Genomic DNA, 22,159 nt, shown 5'->3' on the forward strand with positions numbered 1-22,159 from the left:
TCAGTAGGTGTAGATCAGGCTGACCGTCAGGTAGCCGGTCGGCGTGCCGACCAAGGTCAAGCCTTGGGAATTGATCGCGAACGGATCGTTGGCCTGCTCGGTGCCATCGAGCAGCAGCATCGTGAAGTCGCCATCCGGCGCTTGTTCCAAGGCGTAAGGCCCGGCTCCGGCGAATGCGAAGGTCTCGCGCTTGATCCGGGTCGAGTTCGGCCCAGCGACGCCGCCACCGCCCAGGGATGCAATCCACTGCGCTTCCGTCACGTTCGGCGACAGCCCGTTGCGCAGGGCGATCTGATATGCCGAAAGGCCGGCCGCGCCTTCGCGGATGATGATCGTCTTAGCCATGCGCGCCGTCTCCGAGGATCTCGAATTCCAGATCCTCTCGATTGATTTCAGTGGTGGTCTTGCTGCCCTCGGTTACCTGCACTTCGAAGCCGTGCAGGCCCGCTGGCCAGGTCTGGGTGGTCGCGCCGTCGATCGCGGCGAGCACGATGTCGAAGCCGACCACGCTGGCCGTTGCAGTGGTCGTGCTCCATCGATAGACCAGGCCGTCGACCGGGTCCCTCAGCTCAGCTCGAACGGCAGCGCCGGGTGCCGGCACGCGATCGAGCGTGATCGTGATCGGCTCGATGCTGTCCCCCGCCTTGCGGCTGATGAAGATTTCGGGGAGATCGATCACGGCATCTTCTCCGTCAGTGGCGCCGGAACGTAGGCATCCGCCGGCGTCACCGACAAGCGCGTGATCTCGCCGCCCTGGTCATCCAGCGAAAACGTCACCTGCGCCACCAGGTAATCGCCGAACAAGCCGAGCCAGGCGTCATCGATCTGCACCAGGCGGTTCGGCTGCCACGGGGCGCTGCCGTCGATCCAGCCGCGCACCGAAAGCTCCGCGCGATCGCCGCGCGCCTTGCGGTTGGCGGCCGTCCACCGGGCCAGCTGCTGCGCCGCTCCGGCGTCGGATGCGTCGACGGTATCGATGACGGTGGTCCGCGCTCTGCGGATCTCCGGATCAGTTGCGGTCGCCAGCACCTGCTGAGCCAGCGTTTCGTTGCCGGCATAACGGCCTTCGCCGTCCTGGCCGATCACCCGATACCGGGCGAAGCGCTCGGCATGGCTGCGGGTGGCCGAACCTTCGAGCATGTCCACGCCCAGCTTCAGCGCGCGCGTGGCGCGACGCACACCAGCGCGAGTGATGGTCAAGCCACCGAGGCTGTCAGACACCAGCAGGAAGCCGCGCAGGCGGGCCGCGCGCGACAGCACTTCCATCACCGTCTCACCGGGATTGATCGCCTGTTGCGCGAACACCGCGCCGGCATCGCCGTCCAGGCGCACCGGAATGCCGAACGGCTTGCACAGATCCGTGGCCACCTGCAGCAGGTTTCGGCCTTCCCAGCTCTGGCCGTCGGTCTCGGCCGCGCAGTCCACCAGGTCACCGGTGGCGTCTCGGCCGCGAATGGTCAGGCTGTGCGCCGTGGCGCTGTAGCTCGGGCTGGCCTCGTCGATGTACCCGGTGATCACCGGCGTGCCGTCGATCGACACCGCGCAGGCTTTGCCCGGCAGGATCGGCCGGGTCTCACCTCGGATGGCCCAGCGATCGGCGCACTGCAGCTCGAACTGGCCGGCGAGCTGCTCGATGCCGGTCGTGATGCTGATCGACTCCCAGCCGGTGAACACGTCTTCACCGATCTGTAGCGTCACCCGAGTGTTCAGGTCAGTCACTGAGCACCTCCAGCTCGACACCGCCGGCCACGAAGCCGGGATGCGCCAGGCCGTTGCGCGCCACGATGTCGTCAGCCCGCTGCAACAGCCCAGCAACGCCGGTGCGAGCGCCGTACAGCCGATAAGCCACGACCACGGCCGGCAAGGTGGCCGGCGGCGTGTAGCGGGCGATCCTGGACAGATCCACGGCGCGGCTGCGGATGTCCTCCACCAGGCGCGCGCGCAGATCCTGCAGGGCCGCATAGCTCTCGTCGTCGACCGCGTAACCGACCAGGTCAATCACGTCGACCAGCTCGTCCCGCGTGCGGATCGCCGCGTCGAAGCTGTCGAACACCGTGTCGGCTGCAAGCTCAGTCGCGGCGATCACCGCCTGCACGCGCACCAGCGTGGTCAGCGCTGCCGCGTTCGCGATGGCCTGCGGCGCGCGGCTGGCTGACGTGGCTCGGTAGCTGAACAGCCGGCGGAGACCGGCCAGCGTGCGGATGCGCCGAATATCCGTGCCGATCCGGCTGGCGATGCGCTGCGGAAAGCTGACGATGCCAGCGATCTCGTCCTGCGCCACGGTGACGGAACCCAGCACGGTTTCCACGGCTCGGACCGCGCCGACCACCGAGCCGATCGTGCTATCGATCGTGGCACCGAGGCTAGCGGGCCAGCTTGTCGCGAACTGCGTCGTCGCGGCCGTCGACGCAATTTCCGCCTGAGACCGGACGCGAAGCTGGGTGTCGGCGGCACGCGCGGGCGCGCTGACCGTGCGTGCTTCGATGAACTCCAGCTGGAACCGCGCCAGACCACCTTCGCGCGTGCTCTCGGTCATCCGGCAGCTGATCAGCTGCACCAGGAACGTACCGCGATACGGATGCACCAGCTCGCCCGGACCGGGCTGATTGAGCGCATCGAGCAGCCGATCACGGGCCGTGAAGTACTCGGACCCAATCACGTAGCCATCGAGCAGGATGCGCACGGCACGGCCGCCCAAGTCCTCAGTTTCAGCGCGCTCCTGCAGCGGATACTCGTGCACCGCCACCCGCCGCGCGAATTCGTTGGGCGCGTTGTCGATCTGGAACGGAACGCCGCGAAACGAAGCGTCCTGGAGCTGCTCGCGCCAGCTCATGGCGGGCTCAGGGCCAACGGCCCGGAACTGAAGTCGAAGTCCACGCCCCGGCTGCGAGCACTGGCAACACGGGCACCACGATTGTCCAGCTCGATCTTGATCGTGCCGGTGACGTCGGTAGGTTCCTTGGCACGGCTTGCAAGCGCATTGCGAGCGTCCTGATTGCCGAAGGCCGCCAGAGCGATGGCCACAGCCCGACCCACCTTATCGGCGAACTCGGTGCCGGCGATCGCAGGCGCTCCGAGCGCCCCACCGTTATAGGCCTTGGTCCCCAGCTCGAATCCGGCCGCGCCCGCAGCCAGCACGCCGGCCGTTCCGAGCGCAGCAGTTCCAACGGCGGCGGCCGAGGTCAATCCAAGCCGGGCCAGCAGTCCTCCGGCACCAGCTGCAGCTGCCACACCGGCAACGGAGCCGGCGGCACCGCCGCTGTCAGACGCCGGGAAGTTGGTGACGAATACCGGCGTGGCGAGGCCGGCCTGCTTGATCAGCTGACCCTGCGCGAGTCCGGCCGCTGTGCCGGCGGCATCAGCAGCAGCGCCGCCAATGAACGGGATTCTCTTCAACAGATCGCTGGCCAGCTTGCCGGCCGCGCCCGTTGCCAACACCAGCCCACCGGTGGCGAGGGCCGCGCCGCCAGGACTGAGACCAAGACCGCCCTTCTCCGCTGGATCAAGCTGGAACTGAATCAGATCCGACAGCGTGCGGTTGATCGGCTGCGCGAAGGCATCGCCGATGGTCTTGAAGTTCGCGGCCAGACGCTTCGCTTGCGAATCGGCGTTATCCAGGGCTTCCCCCAGATCGCGCTTCACGGTGCCGCCGGCCCGCGTGATCGTGCCGGTGAACTCGCGCACCTGCTTCAGCGAGTCGCCGCCCAGCAGGGTTCGGATGCCGCGCTGGGTATCGAGATCGGTAGTGCCGAAAGCCCTGGCGATGAAGCGATCGCGCGCCTGATCGGTTGCCAGCTTCTGATAGCGCGCAGCGATGTCATCGAGCACCGCCAATGGATCGCGGCTGCTGCCGTCCTTGTTGTAGAACGGCACGCCGGTGGCCTTCGAGGCACTCGCGCGGTACTTGTCGTTGGTGAACAGGCGCAGCGTTGAATCCGCCAACGTCGCCAGCCGTTCCGGCTGCCGTTCGACCTGGCTGAGGCCTTCGATGAAACCGAGGGTCTGCGGGAACTGCAGGTTGGCGGCTTTGGCGTTTACGCCGACGCGCGAAAAGATCGAGGCCAGATCCTCCAGCTCGGCATTGCCGAGCCGGCCGGCGACCACCATCTGATCGAGCAGCTCCACTGCTGTGCGCGGCTGGGTCAGGTCGAACTGGAAACTGGCAGCGGCAACGGCAAGCCCGCCGGCCAGAACATCCTCACCGGCACCGGTGACCGCACTGGCTGGCGCGATCGCGCGCGTCGATGCCAGTGCTGCCTTGAAGTCGAGGCCGGCCTGAATCAAGTTGTTGAAGCCGCCGAGCAGCGTGTCGATCGGCCGGCCGGTATCCCGTGCCAACTGGAAGATGTCCGCGCGAAGAGACCGCACCTGGTCGCCCGTGGCACCGGCGGTCTGGCGGATCTGCGTCAGGGACTTGTCGAGCCGAGCCGACTCGCGAACCACCTGGACAGCCGCAAAGCCGACCCCGAGCGCCGCCAGGTTGTTGCGAACGCTCTTGATGGTCTGATCGAGCTGCCCGATCGCGCGCCGACTGCGCGTGCTGAAATCGGTCACGCCGCGCTCGCTGCCGAGCAGGCCGCGCGTGAACTCGCGCGACTGCAACAGCAAACGTAGCGATACGGTCAGATCGGTCACGGGCGTGCGTCAGTCCGGAGTCTTGGTAAAGGTGTTGATGTGGTGCAGCAGTTCGCTCGCCGGCATCGCCCCCAACTCAGCGCGTGACCAGCCCGTCTTCGAGGCCAGGAAGGCCATCGCGGTGAGGCTGGCGCGCTGGCGAGGCGTCAGCCTTCCCCCAGCTTTTCCGCCTCCTTCATGGCGTTGCTCAAGGTCACGTAATCGCGGCGGGTCAGCTTCCGGATCATCTGGAACGTGAACGGGCCGTTGAACGTGCCGCAGCGGACCAGCGTGCGAGCGATCACCGCGCCGTTGAACTTCAGCGGTGTATCGGTACCGGCCTCGTCTTCCGCCTCGAACAGATCGTCCGTGGTCGGCTCGCGCAGCTCGAATTCCAGGTGCGTCTTGCCGCTGATGGTGATGCCGTCGCGTAGCGTGCCGGTGATGGTTTTCATGGGCCTTGAAGTTGGTTGCAGGTGGGTGGCAGGCCGGCTTAAACGCGGTCGCAGCTGGTGCCGCTGAACGTCGCGCTGATCTCGCCTTCGGTCTCGGCCAGCTTCGGCGTGGTGGTGCTGAACGCGCCGGTGATCACGTAGCTCACGCCGTCATCGCCCTCGAAGACGATGGTTGCGTCCTCGATCGCGCGGATTTCTTCCAGTGCGATCTCGTCGGTCTGGGTGATCTTCACGTCGAGCGAACACGCGGTCAGCTCTTCGGTGAACCCGTGCACCGAGCGCGAACCAACGACGGGCGTACGCGCCACACCGCCGGGATCGAGCGTCGAGCCTTTCTTGCTCAGGACAGTGCGGCCATCGAACTTGATCGTGGCGCGGCCCAGAATCTTCTTTGCCATAAGCGTCGTGCTCCCTTAGCGGCGGAACTGGATTTGTGCGGCGACCACGCGGAGCTGATTGATCAGGTCCGGCGGCACGATCGCGTTCAGGCGGTTCGGGTCGTCGGCGTCGATCTCCACCCGCAGGTCGGTTTTGAACTGCTCGAAGGCCGTACCGCCCTCGACCCAGCCCCGGCTCATCCAGTCCCGGTACAGCGAGATCAGCTCGGCTCGCGCGGTGCCCGGCGTCATCACGTTGGGGCCTTCGCTGCCGTCCTTGCCCAGCTTGTGGCGCGGGTACTTCGCAGCGAAGCGGCTGCGCAGCGTGAAGCGCAGGTTGGCGAGCAGATGCAGCGATTCCGTGTCGAAATAGCTGTCATCCGGCAGGCCGTAGCTGTTCAGGCGATAGGTCGTGGTCAGGCGCTCGATGTGAACGAGACCGCCGGCATCGACCAGGACTGTCGACACGCCGGCATTCAGCAGCTGGTTGCGCACCTGCTTGGTCCGGCGGCCGGTTTCGATCTTGGCCACGACACCCGGCAGGGTCAGCGTCTGGCGCGGCCGGGCCGGATCGGGCTCGCCTGCATCCACGGCCGCCACGCTGGCCGCCACGGCCCAGGCCGGCGTCAACAGGTCCAGGCAATCGATGATCGATTCGTGCGGGCTGTTCCGGCCGGCCGCCAGCGCCTGCAGCGTCGCCTGGTCAGCGGAGCGGCCGACGTGGGCATAGCCCTCGATCTGCCGCACCGGACCGAAGCGATCGGCCAGCTCGGCTTCGAGCGCCGTCAGGCTGGCGGCATCGGTGTACGGCATGACGATGGTCGGATACCAGTTCTCGCCCAGTCCGGCGATCGCCGCTGTCAGCGTCGGATTGCCGGCACCTTCGACCAGGGCCGCGATCACGACCGAAATTCCGGTCGGCAGCCGTTCGCCGTCATAGCGGCTGTGGGTGCACTCAATCCGGCCGGCATCGATCCCGCCATGCCGGGCCGTCAGATTCACGCGAGCCGGCACGACGCCGTCGACGGCGGCATCGACATAGCTCTCGGCATCGGCGGTGATCGCGGCGGCGGCCAGCGTGGCGAGCTGCGCGGCCGTCGTCGCGGTCGGCACCGGCACGGCGTAGCGCGCATCACCGATGTACAGCGCCAGTTCGCCGCCGGCCGTCGCAGTGCCGCTGAAGATCACGGCGCGCGAGCTTTTGGTAGAGCCGCCGGCATCCGCCTGCGCCAGGATGTAGGTCGGCGTGAAGCCGTTCGCCAGGAACAGCTTCTTGGCCATCAGATGCAGCATCGAGCCGCGACCGGCCAGCAGCGCCACCTCGTCCGCGCTGGACACCAGCGTGGCCACGTTCGGCGTACCGGTACCGGCAGCGAGCATCTGGCCGATCAGCAGGATCTTCTGCGGCACCGTGCCGTCGCTGCCGTTGGCCTGGGAGTTGTCGAACTCCACGTACTGGCCGGGAACCCGGAAGTTCACCGGAATCTGGTTGAAAGCGATCGTCATGAGGTTGGCTCGGTGGAGGCCCGGCCGCGCACGGCCAGATGGTCAACGGCTTCCGGGCGGCCATCGGCCGGCGGAAAATCGAAATCGGTATGCAGCGTCAGAAACTCGCCCAGGGCATCGGCGCCCTCGGCCTGCAGCGGCGACAGTTGCCGCCAGCCAACAGCCCCCAGCCACACGCCGTCTTCACCGAGCGCGCTGCTGTAGAGGTTGTCGAAGCGCAGCCCGGTCGGGCTCTGGGCTTGCTTGGAAAAATCAGTGGCCGACACGGCCTGCAGGATCACGGTCGAGAGCTTCAGGCCGGATTCCGCCGGCAGTGCGCCCCGCATCGCCTTGGTCAGCACGTAGGCCGCGACCGTCAGATTCAGGTACAGCTCGCCCCGGTCGGAGCCCTCGCTGCCGTTCAGAACCGACACCAGAACGCACGGGGCCTTGACCGCATGGCGTTCCAGCTCTTCGAGGTTGAAGCGACCGGCAAAGCCATAGACGGTCACCGTCTTCGGCAGCACGGTCTGCAGCTGCGCGACGATGGCATCGCGGTGATCGAGCAGATCCATCACAGCCCGCCCTGGCTACGCCGCGTGAACAGCCGCGGCTCAGCCGAGATCAGGATTTCGCCGCCCTTGACCTCGCCGCCGGCATCGGCCGGTTCGCTGGCCACCGGAATGCCGAGGCCGACATCGCCGCGCGACATCTTGTTCAGCAGCGAGATTGCATCCTCGTAGCGCTGCCGCAGCTCCTTCGTCAGCACATCGGCCGACAGGCTCAGGCGGTACAGCGTGATGTCGATGCACAGCCGCGTCAGGGCTGGCGGCACCGTGGCCAGGGGCAGCGGGTAACGCAGGCTCAGGAACGTATCGATCTCGGCCGAGGCGTCCGCCAGCTTCAGATCCACCGCCACGACATCCACCTGGCCGTCGCGGTCGCGATCGGCCGCCGCGTAGAGCGCATTCGCGCCTTCGCGGTCGAGGATGTCCTGGCGGGTGGCGTAGATCACGTCAGCTCAGGTCCTGGCTTAAGCCAGATACGGAACGACGACCACCTTGACCGCACCAGCCAGCTCGTTGGAGCTGCCGCCGTCGATCAGGGTGCGCTTGAACAGCAGCTCGGCTGCCGTTTCCAGGGCCGGCGGCACGAAGATGTGCGTCGGCTTCATGTTCAGCGGCCGGCCGTTGTCGGACTTCAGGTTGCGCATCGCCGTGCGCACCGCCTTGAAGTTGGCTCCGGTCAAGTCCTGGTTGCTGGCCTGCATCATCTGCCACAGGCCGAAGCCGGCGCTGACGCGGGCGTCGACGCCATACAGCGCTTCGTTCTTCAGGAACACCAGCGAATCCGTGGAAGCGTCTACGCGGACGAAGTCGTAGTTCTTGCGGGTCTGCCAGATGATCGGCTTCAGCACGCGGCTCAAGTCCGCCACGTACCAGAACGGCTTGCCGCCGGCTTCCGTGGTCAGGTTCGAGGTGTTGGTGACCTTGCCCTTGCTGTCGGTCACCGGATGATTGGCCGCGAAGTACGGGCGGCCGTCGTAGCAGACGGCACTCGTGCCGCTGGCCAGCAGATCCCAGATCAGCGTGTCCGGGTGCTCGGCCGTGTCCTGGCCCATCTGCTCGAAGATCGTGCCGAGCAGGCCGTACTTGTCGTCCTCGATCTGATCGCGGTTGACGCCGACGGTGTTCTCGTAGTGCTCGTTCTTGATCGTGAAATCGTGGCCTTCCAGGCTCTGGATCACGCGATCGCCCATCCACTTGCGGAAGCCGGTGGTCTTGCCGAGCCAGCCGTAAACCTCCTGGGCATCGCCGGACGGCACGGTCATCGCGACCTCGCCCCAGTAGATGTCGCCACGACCGAGGCCGGCCTGGAACTTCGTGTTGTAGCCCTGATAGATCGCCGTCATCAGGGCGGGTGAAATGGTCAGCTTCGGCATGGGGATTCTCGGGTAAGGGGCTGCGGGTGGTTGCGGCTAAGAACTACGGACGCGGTCGAATTAGCGGAAGTCGACCCAGACGCCGTACTCGTCGACGTCGAACACCTTGCCGGCACGCGGGCGCGCACCGCCGCCATTGGTCTTGGCTACCGTCTGGTCATCGACCACGTAGCAGCTCGCGCCGATATCGGCCTTAGCAATCAGGTCGGCCGCCGTGGAATTGGCGAACGGCACGATTTCCTTGCTGACCTCCACCTGCGTGCCGCCGGCCGCGTCGGCGGTAAACCAGCCGACGACGTTCAGCGTGTTGGTGGCGGTGGCCGCCACGGCGGTGCCGGCGGGCTGAATGGCAGCGAGGCCGCCGCGATAGCCCTGCGCGCCGTTGGCCATCGTGACGATGAGGAGATCGCCCAGTCGGGTGAACACGCGACGGGCAGCGTTAAGTGCAGTCATGGAAAGCTCCGAAAGATCAGGTCAGGGGTGTGCGGCTTGCAACGGGTGATGCGGCGCGAACTACAGGCCGTTGGCCTTGCGGAAGGTGGCTTCGTCGACACCCATCGCGGTCATGGCGGCGAGCTGCTCGGCATTGAGCGCGGTGGGGTTGGTCTTCGGATCGCCCTTCACGTCGCTGGCCGCTGCGATCACGGGGCTTTGCGCGATGAAAGCCTTGAACGCCTCGATGCCGCCTTCACGGGCGCAGTTCGCGCGGTGGTACTCGGCCGTGGCCGGCGTGATCTTCCCGGCCTGCAGCGCGCCATCGATCAGCGTGGCGATCTCGCCGTCGGTCTTGGCGCGGCGCTCGGTGGCCAGCGCGGTTTCTGCCGCATTGCGGGCGTTCAGCGCGGTGTCGTAATCGGCGCGCGGCACGAACTTGTCGAGCGGCGGGCTGGCCGCTGCGTTCAGCGCGGTCTGGCGCGTATCCATCAAGGACTGCACCGAGGCGACCACCTCAGCTTCGGTGGCAGTGGCGGGCAGCTTGAGCAGGGTGATCAGGGCAGCGGACATAGGATCGGTCTCGGTCGAGGGGTGCTGTGCGCTGTTCAGCGCCAGGCTGGGAAAATTCGGGGTGTTGGTCAGCGCCACGCTTTTCACGCCGACGATCTCGCCGCTGGCGGCGTCGAACTCGATCACCGGCGACAGGTAGCGGTAGTCACGGCCTTTCACGGCATTCAGGCCGCGCTCGGTCCATTCGATGGCACCGGAGACAGCGCCGCTCTCGTCGGCACTCAGGGAGCTGATCCAGCCGAACGCAGGCGAGGCCTGCCCGAGCGGGGCGGCCAGCTGAGTGGCGTGGTTCTCGTCGACCTGGATCGGCTGGCTGGCGTTGGCCGCCACTTGGCGCGGCTGGCTCAAGCGCCAGGCGCGGCCATCAACGCCCTTGACCAGGCCTTGCGCATCTGGTGCCGGGATCACCGGAATCCGGGTGGGCACGGCTTCGCCTTCGGTGCCGAGAGTCGGCAAGGCGAAGCAGAGGGCGGTCAGGCGGTTGGCTTTCGGCATGCCGCCAGTGTCGAAGCCCCACCGGCACGGCAGGGTTTCGCACCTGCGACTGCTCGATCAGCCTCGCCGCGCGCGCCCGGGAGGTCGCCGAAACCGGGTCGGCGGGCGTCGCCAAGCCACTTTCGGGTGCGATCGGCAGTGTGTCAATGCCGCTTGGCTCGCCGTTTCGCACCCGGCCGTTGCAAAGGCCGTTGCACGCGTTGCAGAAAATTTGCCGGGGTCGTCGGGGCGGGAAGCGCTTTCAGCGCGCCACAGGCCCGCCCAGGGGCTCGTTTTCAGCCGCCGCTCGGACCCCGGCGGTCACAGCTGAAGGTAATGGCGGACGATCTGGCCGATTTCGCGTTCGTCTTCGGGGCTCACGCCCAGGAATGGCCGCGCCGGAATGCCGCCCCGGCCGAACTGGTGCGTGGCCGCGTACGGCCGATCGCTGCCGACCAGCAGCTCGTCGCCCACCACCTGGTGCCGGACCAGGCGGCGCAGATCCAGCGTCAGCTCCAGGACCTGGCCAGGATCGGACACGACCGCGGATCGCTTGGTCGCGCGGCCGGCCTGCTTGCGGCGGGCGTAGTCCTCGCTGACCGGTGCCCAGGGCGTGCCGTCCGGCGCTGTGCGCTCGTCGAAGCGCTTTTCAGTGCTGTTGGCCAGGAGCTGGCCGATGGTGTCCAGCAGCGGCTCCGGTGCTGCCACCAGCTGCTCGTAGCGCGCGATCGCCGCGCTGAGGTCGGCCAGCTGCCGCAAGTCCAGTTCAATGATCGCGCCGGCCATCGGTTTCCTCCGTAGTAAGCTCCAACGGTGACGCGCCTTCGGTAATTCTCCCGGCCGGCGCATTCTGCGAAAGCAGACCTATCGAGGCGTAAGCGAGGGGGTTGGAGACCTCGCAGGGCGCGTCACCCTCCTGGCAGGCCTCGCGGTACACTGGGGGCCGAAGTTCAGACGGCCGGGAAATCGCCAGCTCCGGCTCGGGGGACCGCAAGGTCGCCTGCACGGTGGGTGTGGCGTCCACCCTGAGCTTCCCTTCCTCTTTCAAAGCCGGCCTTCCAGCAGTTCCAGGGAGCCGGCTCGCACATCCTTCGTCAGGTCCGCCGTGTTCGCCAGCGTGACCGTCCGGATGGAATTGGTGCCACGCCGCCCGTCGCTGGTTTTGAGGCTGTAGTTCACCTCCACCACGATCCTGCCAGCGCTTCGGCCGCTCGCAGACTCCGGATCAAACACGTAGATCAAGGTGCTGGTACCGGTGACCAGCAGCACGGCGCGCGGCCGGGTCAGCAGATTCGGCAGCTGTTTGAAGTCTCTCAGGCTGGGCTGTTTGGGCAACCCGGCCTTGGTCGTGGTTTTCGTCTCCCGAAAGACATGCTGCACTTCGCGGTCGCGGATGGTGATCGCGGCGGACTCCGGAATCACGTTGCGCGCCGCCAGGGATTCGACGATCTCCGCCGACAGGCTGCCGACGTTGAAGCTGACATTGCCCGGCCGATCGGTCGCCAGCACGGTATCGATCCAGCTTCCGAACTCCGTGGCCAAAGCCTTGCGCACCGCCGGCCGGCTGACCATTGCAGCGGCGGCGGACGCACCGGATGCCGGCGGCAGGCCGCCGATGCTGCCGAGTCCACGCTCGGCCAGCTTGCCGAGCGTGGACTTGCCGGGCGTATAGGCGAACCCTGGATCAATGCCCTTCGGCACCCGCACCGTCTGCGGGTTGCCGCTGCGCTTGCCGATCACCCGGTCTTCGAATTCCTCGGGCGGCGGCTTGACCACCTTGAGCCCGCGCCGCTCGACGTCGCGATCGCTGTACATGAACTTCTTGCACTTGCAGCCCCAGCCATTGGCCGGGCTGTGGCTGTCCCACCAGGGGTCATCGAGCGGGATGATCAGGCCGTCCCAGGCGACATGCTCCGGCCGCTCGTTCGGGCTGGCGTAGTGCTTGTACATGCCGTACGGCCGCCGAGCGCGCAGCTCGGGATCGGCCATCTGCGCTTCACGGCCGGCGTTGTAGCTCTGGTTCAGGTTGGTCTCGTAGATCACCTGTGCGCGCCAGTTGCTGCCGCCGTTGTAGGCCCAGCCGTGCTTCGCGGCGATCGAGCGGAAATCCTTCTTGAACGCTTCGAAGCCGATGCCGTCGGCGACCACGCGGTCGACCGCACCGCGCAGATCGTTCAGCAGGTCTGCCTTCAGTGCACCGGCCACAACAAACGCCTGGTCGTGAGCCGCGCCCTGGATGTCGGTGTACGACTTCGTCGGCAGGTTCAGCTTGTCCCGGAAGAACTCGATCTGCTGTTTTAACGGCAGGCTGCCGTAGGTCGCCACCGTCAGACGCCCAGCAGCAGCTCGTAGCGGCCAGCCAGCTGGGCAGCGGTCAGCGCGGTCGCCAGCAGCTCCGACAGGCGCGCGTCGTCCAGCTCGTCGTAGGCATCGAGCAGCTTGGCCCGGAACTCCTCGAACGAACTGGACTCATCGAGCATCGTCTGGATCGGCGCGGTCAGCGTTTCGACCACCAGATCGGCGTCCTCGGTCAGGCGCGCAGCCTGCCGGGCGTCCGTGGACAGCGGCGGGGCCTTCTTCACCTGGCGGGCGTTCAGCGCCTGGTCAAGATTGCCGCTGCCCGGCAACGGGCTTGCAACGGCCTTTGCGGGTGCCTGCAGGAGCAACGCATCCTTGTCCGGTTCCGGGAAGCCGAGGCGATCGCGCATGACGCTTTCTTCCACCCGCAGCCCGAACGGCACCAACGCGGTGACGTTCTTGACCAGGGCGACCAGGTCTTCCGGCTCGCGGATCGGGAAGGTGATGCGCGGGTAGTTGTCGCGCGGCCCGAAGTTCAGGATCACGTACGGCACAACCAGGTCACGGTTCAGCGTTTCTTCCGCGTCCTGGGCATCGTCGTCGCGGATATCGTCGCGCACTTCGTTGTGCACGCTGGCGTTGTTCGACCCCAGCCCGGTGCTCTGGGCATCGGTGGTCATGGTCTGCCCGAGGACCGCCTTGCTGATCTGCCGGTCCAAGTACTCGCAAAGCGTCTTGAACAGATCGCCGCCGCTGGTCTTGGCCGCCTCGTGGAACTCGATGGCCATTGACTGCGGCAGGATCGCTGCCGCATCCGAGCCGAGGCTGGCCACCGCGTGCCGCAGGATCGCGATGTCGCCCTTGCTGGCACCGGGGCCATAACGGCCGATCCTCAGCGGCAGTCCGAAGATCTCCGCGAAGGCATTCCAGTCTTTCTGCGCGTAGCTCTTGCACAGCCAAGCGAAGGCCACCAGCCGGGCCAGACCGCCCCGGATCGGCAGGCCGGTCTTGAGGCTCGGCCGGTGCACGATCCATTTGTACGGTGCCAGGGGGATGCCGTTGATCGGGTCGGACTCATGCTTCAGCCGCAGGCTGCAGCCGGTATCGCGGTCCCAGCGAAACCAGCGCGGATCTCGAATCTCGAAACTGGGCAGCCACTTCTTGCCGCGCTCCCAGACGATCTCGTGCACTGAGTAGCCCTTGCCCAGGGCATCGAGCATGTCCTTGCGCAGCAAGCGGAAGCCTGGGCGGGCGATCAGCTCGCGCACGTCGTCGGCAATCCGCACGTCCTCGGCATCGTCCGAGGCTGATTCCACCATCACCGGCAGGCGCGACACCGCGCGCTTGCGGGTGCCTAGCACAGCCGCGTAATGCGGCTCGCGCTCCTCCATTTCCTCGGCCAGCGTCAGGTAGTCGTCAGCATTGCCGCGACCGGCCTCTTCGAGCATCGCCGACAGACGCGCTGGGGTGAGGTTGCGGGCGATGCTGTCGTGCCAGACGCTGCGCAGGCCGGTGACGCCACCGCGCCCCAGCTCTTCGGTCAGGTCGGCGGTTTCGATCGGGCGGCCGTCCGGGCCAAGGATGCTGCTGGTGGCCATCAGATCACTCCGTGATGGTGGAAGCCCTTCGGCTCGGGAATATCGTCCTGATCGTCGTGGCGCATGAAGTTGATGCGCGCGCCACCGGGCGCCCTCACGGCCTCGTAGTCGAACGGTTGGTAGATCTGCTGCCGGGTTGCCGCATAGGCCAGCAGCAGCGCAATGCCGGCGTCGCCGTGGCGGTGGTTGCCGGTGCTGTCACCCGCACGCTGGTCCGGGATGCGCGCCACGCCGCGCACCAGGCGGAACGTGGCCAGGTCGTTCAGCACGTCGACGTCGCGCGGCAACACGATAGCCGCATCCTCGAACGCAGCTTTCAGCGGCGGTGTGTTGTCGCGATACCAGGGCTCGGACAGATGCACGCGGGTGATCAGCGCCTCGCCGTACCGCTGCTGCGCCACTTCGGCCAGATAGGCTCCGTTGCCGGTGGCATCGAGCATGCCGTGGCTGAATCGCGGCAGACCGTCGATCAGGTAGAACAGGATCAGCGCTTGGGCTTTGAACGGCACGTCGCGCAGTTCCACCAGGAACGGGAAGCTCCGCACCAGCGTCCGGGTGAGCTGGCACGGAGCCAGCACCGTGAGATCACCCTTGCGCGCGAAGTCCTCACCGAGGCAGCTGGCTAGCATCGGATCAAGCTGCTCGATCTCCGCCTTCAGCTCCCGCTCGCAGAACGCGGCGACTTCCTGCTCGATCAGGTAATCGGACCACAGGTCCATGCCGCCCGGAGCCTGCCAGCGGATGACCTTGCGCGGTGCGTCGACCGGGGCCATCCGCGCCTCGATCAGCGCACGCGGCAGCCAGATGCCGCCGCCCTTGCTGGGAATGCAGAACAGCTCCTCGTCGGCACCGCTGCCGTACTGCGCCACCAGGCTTGCACGCCATGCGGTCTCGCCTTCCGCTGACCAGGGCACGCCGCGCACCTGGCACACGCGCTGATACAGGCCATCGGCCAAGGCATCGTCCAGGGTCACGCGGTGCAGCGAGTAAGGGCGTTTGCCTGCCCGCACTTCCTTGATCAGCTCATTGAACGGATTCTCTTCGCCATCGTGCGTGCTGACGACGTGCACCTGGCCGCCCCAGATCAGCAGCGCCAGCGCCGCCTTGAGCAGCTCCGCCAGATCCGGATGGAACGCCGCTTCGTCGATGATGACGCGGCCTTGCTTACCGCGCAGGTTCGACGGCCGTGACGACAGTGCCGTGATGCGGAACCCGCTGGCGAAGCGGATGGTGTAAGTCAGGATCGACTTCTCTTCGTCGCCGTCCTTGAACACCTCGACACCCGTCTCGATCTCGCTGGCGGCGAAGGCATAGTGCTTGGCCCAGTCGGCGCAATCGCGCACGAACTCTTCGGCCATGTCCTTGTTGTAGCCGATGTACCAGACGTCCATGCCGGAGCGGCTGGCGGCCAGCAGCGTGGAATCCGCGGCTTCGGCCCAGCTCAGGCCGATGCGGCGCGACTTTTCGATGATCTTGACCGGCGATTGATCCGCCGCCCAGCGCGCCTGGTAGCCCAGGAACACGCTGGCACTTTCTGCGATCGCGCGCTTGGCTGGCAGCTCCGGCGGCGGCTGGACAACGTCGGCCGCCGCCGGCCTACTCGTGCGCTTCGAGGTATTCGTGACCGCCACGGGCTCAGGCCCCGCTGCCGGTCTTGATGCCGAGGATGCGTCGCTTGATCTCTTCGGCCGCTTCGTCGGTCAGGCCGACGGACTTCTCTGCCGCCACTGCGTCGACCAGGCTGGCCGCCTCTTCAGCCGCTGCGCGGCGCAGGGCCTGCTCGCGCTTGAGGCTCAGGGTGCCGGCCGCTTCCAGCCGCTGCATCGCCAGCGCCAGCGCGCCGATTTCCTTGCCGCTGAGTTGCACTTCGGCATCGCCGTCGCCGCCTTCACCGAGCTGCATCGTGGCGTCGAAGGCCAGCGTCCGGAGCATCTCCATCACCACCTTGCCGATATCGCCCTGCGGCTCGGAGCCCAGACGCTCCGCCCAGACGGCCGCGACCTCGCGGGCTTCGCGGATCTTCTTTCCAGACTCCTCGAAGCGCTTGTGATACCGACCGACGGCACTGCGGGACACCTGAGCGCCCAGGCTCTTCAGGTGGGCCACGACCTGCTCCAGCGTGAACCGGTCGTCTTTCAGCAGCCGATCGAGTTCGGTGCGGATGGCCGGTGCCAGGGTGGCGATGCTGCTCTTGCGGCTCATGGTCGGCCCACAGCAGGCTCAGGCGCCCGGGCCGGGCCGCTTCACGCCGGGCACGTTGCTGCGGCCCTTCGCAACATCGAGGCCGCGCGCGGTCAACGTGGCTACCAGCACCGTGGCCACCGGCTTGTCGACCGTGACCAGGCCTTGCTCGGCCAGCCAGGTCAGCTCGGTGTGGATCTGATCGCGGCTGGCGTTGTGGCCATAGTCCTCGACCGACATCTGCAGGATGCTGCTGTTGCACTCGTAGCTCGGCGCGCATTCCAGCACCCGCAGCAACACCAGGCGCAGATCGGCCGTCAGGTGATCCCGGAAGCTCATACCTTCTCCGTCCGCATCAGATAGCTGTTCATCAGGTCGACCTGGCGCGTGGTGCCCTGCTGCGCGCCTTCGAGCCGGCCGATGCCGTTGGAAAGTTGATTGATCGACTGCTGCAGGGCGCGCAGGTCACCGGCCGTGGGCAGGTGCTTGACGTTTTCCTCAACCACGCCGATGCGCTCGCCCATGTCGGCGATCTCGTCTTTCAGCGAGCTGTAGTGGCTGCTTTCGTCGGCGGACTTCTTCGCCAGATCCTGCGCGACCTTTTCGATCGCCAGCTTGTGCGCCTGGTCGCGGCGGCCGAACCACGCCACGAGGAAGGCCGCGACGGAGATCAGGCTCACGACGACGTCCCAGATGAGCTTCATCCACTCTGGGGTCATGGTTTCTCACCGAGCAGTCGCAGCGGCGCGGCGATGGGCGTGGGCGGTTCCTGCAGCGGTGATGGCAGCGGCCGGCGGTTGCGCTTTTCCATGCTGCGGCCGAAGGTGTAAAGCCCGAGGATGCCGCCCCAGGCATACCAGAATTCCTCCGGCAGATTGAACACCGGCGGCGTCTTGCCGACGGTCCACGCGATCATCGGGGCCAGGCAGTAGTTGAAGACGATCACCGCCAGCCCGACGTAGACCACGGCCGGCCGGGCGCGCTTGGTGAAGGTGTCGTCCTGCTGCAGTTCGGCCACCATGATCCGCTCGCGCACGGTGAGCTCGGCTCGCAGGCTCTGCTCGATCTCGCTGTCGCGCGCCTGCAGGACCTTCTCGGTTTCGAGCCGGTACTGGTTGCGCTCGCCATCGGTCGTGATGAAGCGGTCGGCAGCCCCCGCGATCTTGTCCACCAGATCGCCGGCCGTGCTGCCGAGCAGGTTTGCAATGAGGTTCGCCATGTCTAGTCCGGAATCGACAGCAGTTGTTTGGCTTTGCCGAACCACACCAGGCGATCGGGCATGCCGATCAGCCGCGTGTTGATCCGGCGGGTGCAGCCGATGAAGTCACCGTCGTCGGCGGAATTCGAGCAGCCGGCGTGGTTCCAGTACCAGCCGGCGGATTCGGCGGCATAGATCGGCCGCAACAGGGCCTCGGGGTTCTGCACCAGGAAGTTGCGGCGCGGCGACAGGGCCTTGCTGCATTCCGAGTAGTTGCGCAGGCCCGTGATCTGGATCAGCCCGCGTCCGCGATAGCGCCAGCCGTTGCCAGACGCCTCGTCGGCGTTGCCCAGCCGGTTGGCATAGGCCCGGTTTGCAATCCGCTCTGGTTGCCGGGCATAGGCCTTGGCTTCGGCTGGGCTGAATCGGCTGGGCCAGAGTTCGAGGAGCTTCTCGGCCGAATAGTTGAGGTTCTCTTCCAGCCGCGTGAAGCCCTGACTTTCATGGGCGATCTGCGCCAGGAACATCGCCTGCCGGATCGGCGTGTTGATGCGAAACGTCGTCATCGCACTGACCAGCTGCACGTGGAAGCTGAGCGCGGCCGGGCAGAACGCCTGGAGTTGTTCGGGGGTCATGCGCGCATCGTCACGCGCGCGTGAATCAATCAGGGTTTCGCAGATGCGGATGCAACGAGAAAGGCCCGCTTTCGGCGGGCCTTGGCGCAACGTTCAGAGCACGTCTACCAGCGCATGCCCGGCGCTTCCTCGACAAAAGCCTGCCGATTATCCTCGCCGACCACCAGATACTTGCCATCTGCCAGCTGGTACGGCTTCAGCAAACCCTTCGAGGCATCGGCAAAGGCCAGCTGCATGATCGTGTTCGGCTCCATCGGCAGGAATTCCTTGCGCAGCATTCGCCCGCTGCTGAATACCCGTACCCGGACGATATCGCAGGGCCTCGCGCAGTCCATCACCTGGCGAAGGCTGCGGCCGGTTTCGATCGCCAGCTGCAGCCGCCCGTCCCGAGCACCGAGATACTTGATCATCACCAGCGCCTTGGTGCCTTGACCCTGCTGGAGATCAACATCGGAAAGCGCGGGCTTGTAGCCGTACTCGTAGCCATCGACGATGGAGTAGTAGGGCGTCATCGTCACCACTTTTACCGGCGGCGGCGGGGCTTGCGAAGCCGTCTCTGGCTGCGCGCTGTGTTGGCTGCTCTCTTTCGACATGATGACTACCAAGGTCACCACCATCGCACCGCCGACGGCTGCCAGCAGCAGCACGATCCAGCGCACCAGTAGTTTCATGCTCGCTCCCTGAGAGAAAAATAGTCCGACACACCAGTCTATGCCGGGCGTCAATTCGGTTCAGCGAGCCAGATCACGTTGGCGTTCCAGAAACTGAGTTTCTTCCTCGGGCGTCATGTCAGCCAGCTTCAAGCGCCGACGAGCCTGCCGCTCGGAGTGCAGCAGCTGCTGCGGCAGATTGACCGCGACCGAAGCGGGATCGGCCGCAGGGCTGCCGGCGCTGCGCGGCGCGCTGCGAAGGCCCTGCTCGTGGTCGCGCTCCGACTGCGTCGCGGCCTTCTCGGCAAGTCCGGACAACACGTCCAGCAAGTAGCCGTGGGATTCCATCGGCAGGTTCAGGGCGTCGCGCGTAGCCGCCATGTGTTCCAGCGCCGCGCGCCACAGCGCCGGGGTGGCCGGAAACGACCGGTGCTTGCGAGTGATCGTAGGCTCCGCCATGAGCGCCACCAGCTCCGCCAGCAGCTTGTGCGTGCGTGACCAGGTCAAGGCCCGCTGACGTGGCCGGAACAGCGCCAGGTAAGCCCAGACCTGACGGGCGACGGCGGGTGGCAGATCGCCGGCCAGCATCAGCGCGGCGTCAGCATCGGCCGCGCCGAACACCACTTCGGCAGAGCCGGTTGCGCCGCAGGATCTGCAGGTCAGACGCATGGTTGCCCCGGTTGTTCAAACAGGTCGCTTGCCGCACGGCCCTGCCGCCGGGTCGCGTAGCGCGTCTGCGCGTGATGATCGCGGTCGTAGTGAAGGTGACAGGCTTGGCACATGGATCGCAGGTTGTCGTCGGCGCAATGCTCCGGAACATGGTCCAGGTGCGCGGTGGTCAGCACTACCGTCGATCCGGTGCCGTACGCCGGCTCCCCTTGGCGATTCGGGCAGCGCCCGTCATGGGTGCCACGGCCGCACTCGCCCAGGCATTCGCAGCGGTCTTGCGCACGCGCTCGGATGCGAGCGGAGATCGCAGGCCAGTCGCGGGGGTAGCGCGCTCGGTTTTCAGGCCGGATCGGCATACGTCGGCGACTCAGGATTGCGCGGGTGCCAGGACCATTCCATCGCATGCTTCGGGCACAGGTCCTTGCCCTCGAACGGCGAGACGCTGCAGGCCGTGCAAACCGGCCGGTCGCAAGTCTTGTCGAGCCCGACCTTCCAGTCGCATTCCTGGCTGGCCGGGCCGCCGCACTTCACGCAAGCCGGAATCCGCCTGGATCCACAGACGATCACGGGATGACCGTTGACCACCAGATGACTGCACTTCACAGCAGCGGCGCCTGCGCGTTGGCCACATGGCTGATCGCCGCTGCGCGCGCGTCGAGATACGGCTGGCGGGCCACCATGATCGTCTGGTGATCCTTGGCCTTCGTGAAGCCGCGCCAGGTGCTCCAGACGCGGCCCTTGAGTTCCGTCGGCACCATCGACCAATGCGGGCCGCACAGCAGCTGCCCAGGGCGCGTACGGCTGCTGCAGCCTGGTATCGGGCATGGCATAGCCATCAGCGGAGCGCCTCGAGCTGTGCAGCATCGCCAGTCATGGGCTTGCGCAGGTCCACTTCGCGGCCAGCTCGATATCCGCTATTGAAGTCGTTGTATCGAATGTCCGCTCGCGCAGACGATTTCTCGGCCGGAGCGGGCGACATGTCGATCTGCGAGAGGTAGGTCTGGATTGCTCTTAGCCGCTCCGGCGGTATGGTCAGCAAACCGATCTTCGCGCGCACACTAAAAACCCAGCCAGCGCAGAACGAGTCGGCGCGATCCATGCGATTCGCGCGTTTGCATCGCTTCAGATGGAGCCGCAGATATTGCTTGCGAGCTGCTTTTAGCTGCCGGTACAGGACCGAAAAAGCGTATGAAGCAATGGCTTGGTCACCGCCGCAGCCGACGAACACGTATTGCCCCGGTTTCTTGATGAAGTGCAGATCCACGCCGTAGCTGAAATAAACCCCGCAACCGATCGCTTCGGCAACGACAAACGCAAGGCTCTGTTCCCACTTCGGCGGCTGCTGTAGCGCCTGCGATCGCACGCGTGCTTCCGCAGCGTCGGAGGCGGCAACGTCATCGGCGGAGACGCCGATCTCGTCCATCATCTTCCGCGCCTGCCGCAACGCTGCGGCAGCCTCGTGCTCGTTGCTGGAATTCGCAAGCCGCAGGCACTTCTTGATCTTGTCTAGCTTGCGCTCGTGTTCGGTTTTCACAGGTTCAGACTCCGCTGCCGCTTCGCCACCTGCAGCTTCTGTTGGGTATTGATGATCCGGCGCACCTGGCTTTCGGTCAGGCCGGTGGCGCGGCTCAGTTCGTCGTAGTTGTTGCCTTTGAAGCCTTCCCACAGGCGGTCATCCCGCAGGGCGCGCTTCAGGTGGCTGGCGGCCGGCAAGTAGATCGGCCGGCCGCCGGCCACGCTGGCGATCGCCAGCACGGCTTCCTTGGCGATCCGGCTCACGAGATCCGGCGTGACAGTGCCGCGCAGCTCGGTGCCGAGCTGGTGTTCCAGGTGATCGAGGATCTCGACCAGGCGCGACGGCCACTTGTCCAGCAGCGCTTGATGCTCCGGCAGCGCGCCGGCCGGCAGGTCCTGATCCTGGAACAGGTCAGCCATTGCCGGTCTCCGTGCCGGGCCGCTGCAGCACGCCCTTGCCGGCCAGCTCGCCGCGCAGCCAGCGCAGCACCTGACTCATCGCCTGCGGGTAGCGATCGAGGTTCCTGTCGCTGGCGTCGAACCCGAATTCCTGGATCGCGATGTACTGGCCGTGCGCCCACATCAGGCCGGCGTCGGCCAGCGCCTGGCGCAGCGCGGGCACCAGGCGCTTGATCGCGGCCTTTTCCAGTGCTGCGACGATGCCGGCCAGATCGTTGCCGTCGCAGAACTCCAGCCGCTCCTTGCGGTACATCCGCTTTGCCATCGCAGCGGCGTAGCCCCACGGCAGCCCGGCATCGGTCAGCAGGGCCTCGATCTTCTTCATCAGCGGGCCGCGATCGCCGGCCCCGAGGTTATGCGGCCTCCTGCCTCGTTTCGGCTTTGCAGCCTGCGCTTTGAAGCCGGCCGACTTCAGATGCGCCAGCACCCTTTCGAGCTGTGCCAGGCTCATCTTTGTGGTGCTGTCGTGGCCGCCGTGCACGCGCAGCATCTGCCGGTAACCCTCGTCGTCCAGGCCAAGCTGCGCCTTGGCGATATGCACCATCTGGATCAGCTTGCGCTGACCAGCATTGATGGGGGGCGGCACCCTGGGCGCGGCGGGCAT

30 protein-coding genes are annotated in these 22,159 nt (G+C 66.4%); all 30 read right to left on the reverse strand.

Annotation, left to right across the window (positions count from 1 at the left end):
* The 30 genes from QZ951_RS05920 to QZ951_RS06060 all read right to left on the reverse strand — a co-directional run bounded on the left by QZ951_RS05920 (window position 1) and on the right by QZ951_RS06060 (window position 22,159).
* A complete protein-coding gene (locus QZ951_RS05920) occupies window positions 1-345 on the reverse strand; it encodes a hypothetical protein (RefSeq protein WP_292999561.1) in 345 nt (114 codons plus the stop codon).
* On the reverse strand, window positions 338-679 hold the full coding sequence (locus tag QZ951_RS05925; protein WP_292999563.1) for a hypothetical protein: 342 nt from the start codon (window positions 677-679) through the stop codon (window positions 338-340). The genes QZ951_RS05920 and QZ951_RS05925 overlap by 8 nt, the downstream gene beginning before the upstream one ends.
* Entirely contained in the window at window positions 676-1,719 is a 1,044-nt protein-coding gene (locus QZ951_RS05930) for a phage baseplate assembly protein (RefSeq protein WP_292999565.1), read from the reverse strand. The genes QZ951_RS05925 and QZ951_RS05930 overlap by 4 nt, the downstream gene beginning before the upstream one ends.
* On the reverse strand, window positions 1,712-2,833 hold the full coding sequence (locus tag QZ951_RS05935) for a DNA circularization N-terminal domain-containing protein (protein WP_292999567.1): 1,122 nt from the start codon (window positions 2,831-2,833) through the stop codon (window positions 1,712-1,714). The genes QZ951_RS05930 and QZ951_RS05935 overlap by 8 nt, the downstream gene beginning before the upstream one ends.
* On the reverse strand, window positions 2,830-4,635 hold the full coding sequence (locus tag QZ951_RS05940; protein WP_292999569.1) for a phage tail tape measure protein: 1,806 nt from the start codon (window positions 4,633-4,635) through the stop codon (window positions 2,830-2,832). Before QZ951_RS05940 ends, QZ951_RS05935 begins: the two co-directional genes overlap by 4 nt.
* 146 nt (window positions 4,636-4,781) lie before the next feature.
* Window positions 4,782-5,069, reverse strand: coding sequence for a phage tail assembly protein (locus tag QZ951_RS05945; protein WP_292999571.1), 288 nt, complete (start codon window positions 5,067-5,069; stop codon window positions 4,782-4,784).
* A gap of 38 nt (window positions 5,070-5,107) precedes the next feature.
* Window positions 5,108-5,467 carry a phage tail tube protein gene (locus QZ951_RS05950; protein ID WP_292999573.1) on the reverse strand — a complete coding sequence of 120 codons (360 nt, stop codon included), beginning with the start codon at window positions 5,465-5,467 and terminating at the stop codon, window positions 5,108-5,110.
* Between the two features lie 15 nt (window positions 5,468-5,482).
* A complete protein-coding gene (locus tag QZ951_RS05955; RefSeq protein ID WP_292999575.1) occupies window positions 5,483-6,952 on the reverse strand; it encodes a phage tail sheath subtilisin-like domain-containing protein in 1,470 nt (489 codons plus the stop codon).
* Complete coding sequence (locus QZ951_RS05960; protein WP_292999577.1) at window positions 6,949-7,506, reverse strand: hypothetical protein; 558 nt, start codon at window positions 7,504-7,506, stop codon at window positions 6,949-6,951. The genes QZ951_RS05955 and QZ951_RS05960 overlap by 4 nt, the downstream gene beginning before the upstream one ends.
* Window positions 7,506-7,946, reverse strand: coding sequence for a DUF1320 domain-containing protein (locus QZ951_RS05965; protein ID WP_292999579.1), 441 nt, complete (start codon window positions 7,944-7,946; stop codon window positions 7,506-7,508). Before QZ951_RS05965 ends, QZ951_RS05960 begins: the two co-directional genes overlap by 1 nt.
* Before the next feature lie 18 nt (window positions 7,947-7,964).
* Complete coding sequence (locus QZ951_RS05970; RefSeq protein WP_292999581.1) at window positions 7,965-8,873, reverse strand: Mu-like prophage major head subunit gpT family protein; 909 nt, start codon at window positions 8,871-8,873, stop codon at window positions 7,965-7,967.
* Between the two features lie 60 nt (window positions 8,874-8,933).
* Window positions 8,934-9,326 (reverse strand): hypothetical protein, encoded by a 393-nt coding sequence (locus QZ951_RS05975; protein ID WP_292999583.1) that lies wholly within the window; start codon window positions 9,324-9,326, stop codon window positions 8,934-8,936.
* Window positions 9,327-9,386: 60 nt separating this feature from the next.
* On the reverse strand, window positions 9,387-10,373 hold the full coding sequence (locus QZ951_RS05980; RefSeq protein ID WP_292999585.1) for a phage protease: 987 nt from the start codon (window positions 10,371-10,373) through the stop codon (window positions 9,387-9,389).
* Window positions 10,374-10,673: 300 nt separating this feature from the next.
* Window positions 10,674-11,138, reverse strand: coding sequence for a phage virion morphogenesis protein (locus QZ951_RS05985; RefSeq protein WP_292999587.1), 465 nt, complete (start codon window positions 11,136-11,138; stop codon window positions 10,674-10,676).
* 258 nt (window positions 11,139-11,396) lie between these two features.
* Entirely contained in the window at window positions 11,397-12,677 is a 1,281-nt protein-coding gene (locus tag QZ951_RS05990; RefSeq protein WP_292999589.1) for a phage minor head protein, read from the reverse strand.
* 2 nt (window positions 12,678-12,679) lie between these two features.
* Window positions 12,680-14,248: a DUF935 domain-containing protein gene (locus QZ951_RS05995; protein WP_292999591.1), complete on the reverse strand. Its 1,569-nt coding sequence runs from the start codon at window positions 14,246-14,248 to the stop codon at window positions 12,680-12,682.
* Window positions 14,248-15,879 carry a terminase family protein gene (locus tag QZ951_RS06000; RefSeq protein ID WP_292999593.1) on the reverse strand — a complete coding sequence of 544 codons (1,632 nt, stop codon included), beginning with the start codon at window positions 15,877-15,879 and terminating at the stop codon, window positions 14,248-14,250. The genes QZ951_RS05995 and QZ951_RS06000 overlap by 1 nt, the downstream gene beginning before the upstream one ends.
* Before the next feature lie 4 nt (window positions 15,880-15,883).
* Complete coding sequence (locus QZ951_RS06005; RefSeq protein ID WP_292999595.1) at window positions 15,884-16,450, reverse strand: DUF3486 family protein; 567 nt, start codon at window positions 16,448-16,450, stop codon at window positions 15,884-15,886.
* 18 nt (window positions 16,451-16,468) lie between these two features.
* A complete protein-coding gene (locus QZ951_RS06010; protein ID WP_292999597.1) occupies window positions 16,469-16,768 on the reverse strand; it encodes an ArsR family transcriptional regulator in 300 nt (99 codons plus the stop codon).
* Window positions 16,765-17,148, reverse strand: coding sequence for a DUF2730 family protein (locus tag QZ951_RS06015; protein WP_292999599.1), 384 nt, complete (start codon window positions 17,146-17,148; stop codon window positions 16,765-16,767). The genes QZ951_RS06010 and QZ951_RS06015 overlap by 4 nt, the downstream gene beginning before the upstream one ends.
* Entirely contained in the window at window positions 17,145-17,648 is a 504-nt protein-coding gene (locus QZ951_RS06020; RefSeq protein WP_292999601.1) for a holin family protein, read from the reverse strand. Before QZ951_RS06020 ends, QZ951_RS06015 begins: the two co-directional genes overlap by 4 nt.
* Before the next feature lie 2 nt (window positions 17,649-17,650).
* On the reverse strand, window positions 17,651-18,352 hold the full coding sequence (locus QZ951_RS06025) for a hypothetical protein (RefSeq protein ID WP_292999603.1): 702 nt from the start codon (window positions 18,350-18,352) through the stop codon (window positions 17,651-17,653).
* 14 nt (window positions 18,353-18,366) lie between these two features.
* Window positions 18,367-18,933 (reverse strand): hypothetical protein, encoded by a 567-nt coding sequence (locus tag QZ951_RS06030; RefSeq protein WP_292999605.1) that lies wholly within the window; start codon window positions 18,931-18,933, stop codon window positions 18,367-18,369.
* Window positions 18,934-18,993: 60 nt separating this feature from the next.
* Complete coding sequence (locus QZ951_RS06035; protein WP_292999607.1) at window positions 18,994-19,581, reverse strand: hypothetical protein; 588 nt, start codon at window positions 19,579-19,581, stop codon at window positions 18,994-18,996.
* A complete protein-coding gene (locus QZ951_RS20375) occupies window positions 19,572-19,937 on the reverse strand; it encodes a hypothetical protein (protein ID WP_366943815.1) in 366 nt (121 codons plus the stop codon). Before QZ951_RS20375 ends, QZ951_RS06035 begins: the two co-directional genes overlap by 10 nt.
* Window positions 19,921-20,112 (reverse strand): hypothetical protein, encoded by a 192-nt coding sequence (locus QZ951_RS06040; RefSeq protein WP_292999609.1) that lies wholly within the window; start codon window positions 20,110-20,112, stop codon window positions 19,921-19,923. The genes QZ951_RS20375 and QZ951_RS06040 overlap by 17 nt, the downstream gene beginning before the upstream one ends.
* 68 nt (window positions 20,113-20,180) lie before the next feature.
* Window positions 20,181-20,339 (reverse strand): hypothetical protein, encoded by a 159-nt coding sequence (locus tag QZ951_RS06045; protein ID WP_292999611.1) that lies wholly within the window; start codon window positions 20,337-20,339, stop codon window positions 20,181-20,183.
* A gap of 77 nt (window positions 20,340-20,416) precedes the next feature.
* Complete coding sequence (locus tag QZ951_RS06050) at window positions 20,417-21,115, reverse strand: DUF2786 domain-containing protein (RefSeq protein ID WP_292999613.1); 699 nt, start codon at window positions 21,113-21,115, stop codon at window positions 20,417-20,419.
* A complete protein-coding gene (locus tag QZ951_RS06055; RefSeq protein WP_292999615.1) occupies window positions 21,112-21,516 on the reverse strand; it encodes a Mor transcription activator family protein in 405 nt (134 codons plus the stop codon). The genes QZ951_RS06050 and QZ951_RS06055 overlap by 4 nt, the downstream gene beginning before the upstream one ends.
* Window positions 21,509-22,159: a gp16 family protein gene (locus tag QZ951_RS06060; protein WP_292999617.1), complete on the reverse strand. Its 651-nt coding sequence runs from the start codon at window positions 22,157-22,159 to the stop codon at window positions 21,509-21,511. Before QZ951_RS06060 ends, QZ951_RS06055 begins: the two co-directional genes overlap by 8 nt.

The sequence above is a fragment of the Nevskia sp. genome (assembly GCF_021732705.1).
Taxonomy (GTDB): Bacteria; Pseudomonadota; Gammaproteobacteria; order Nevskiales; family Nevskiaceae; genus Nevskia.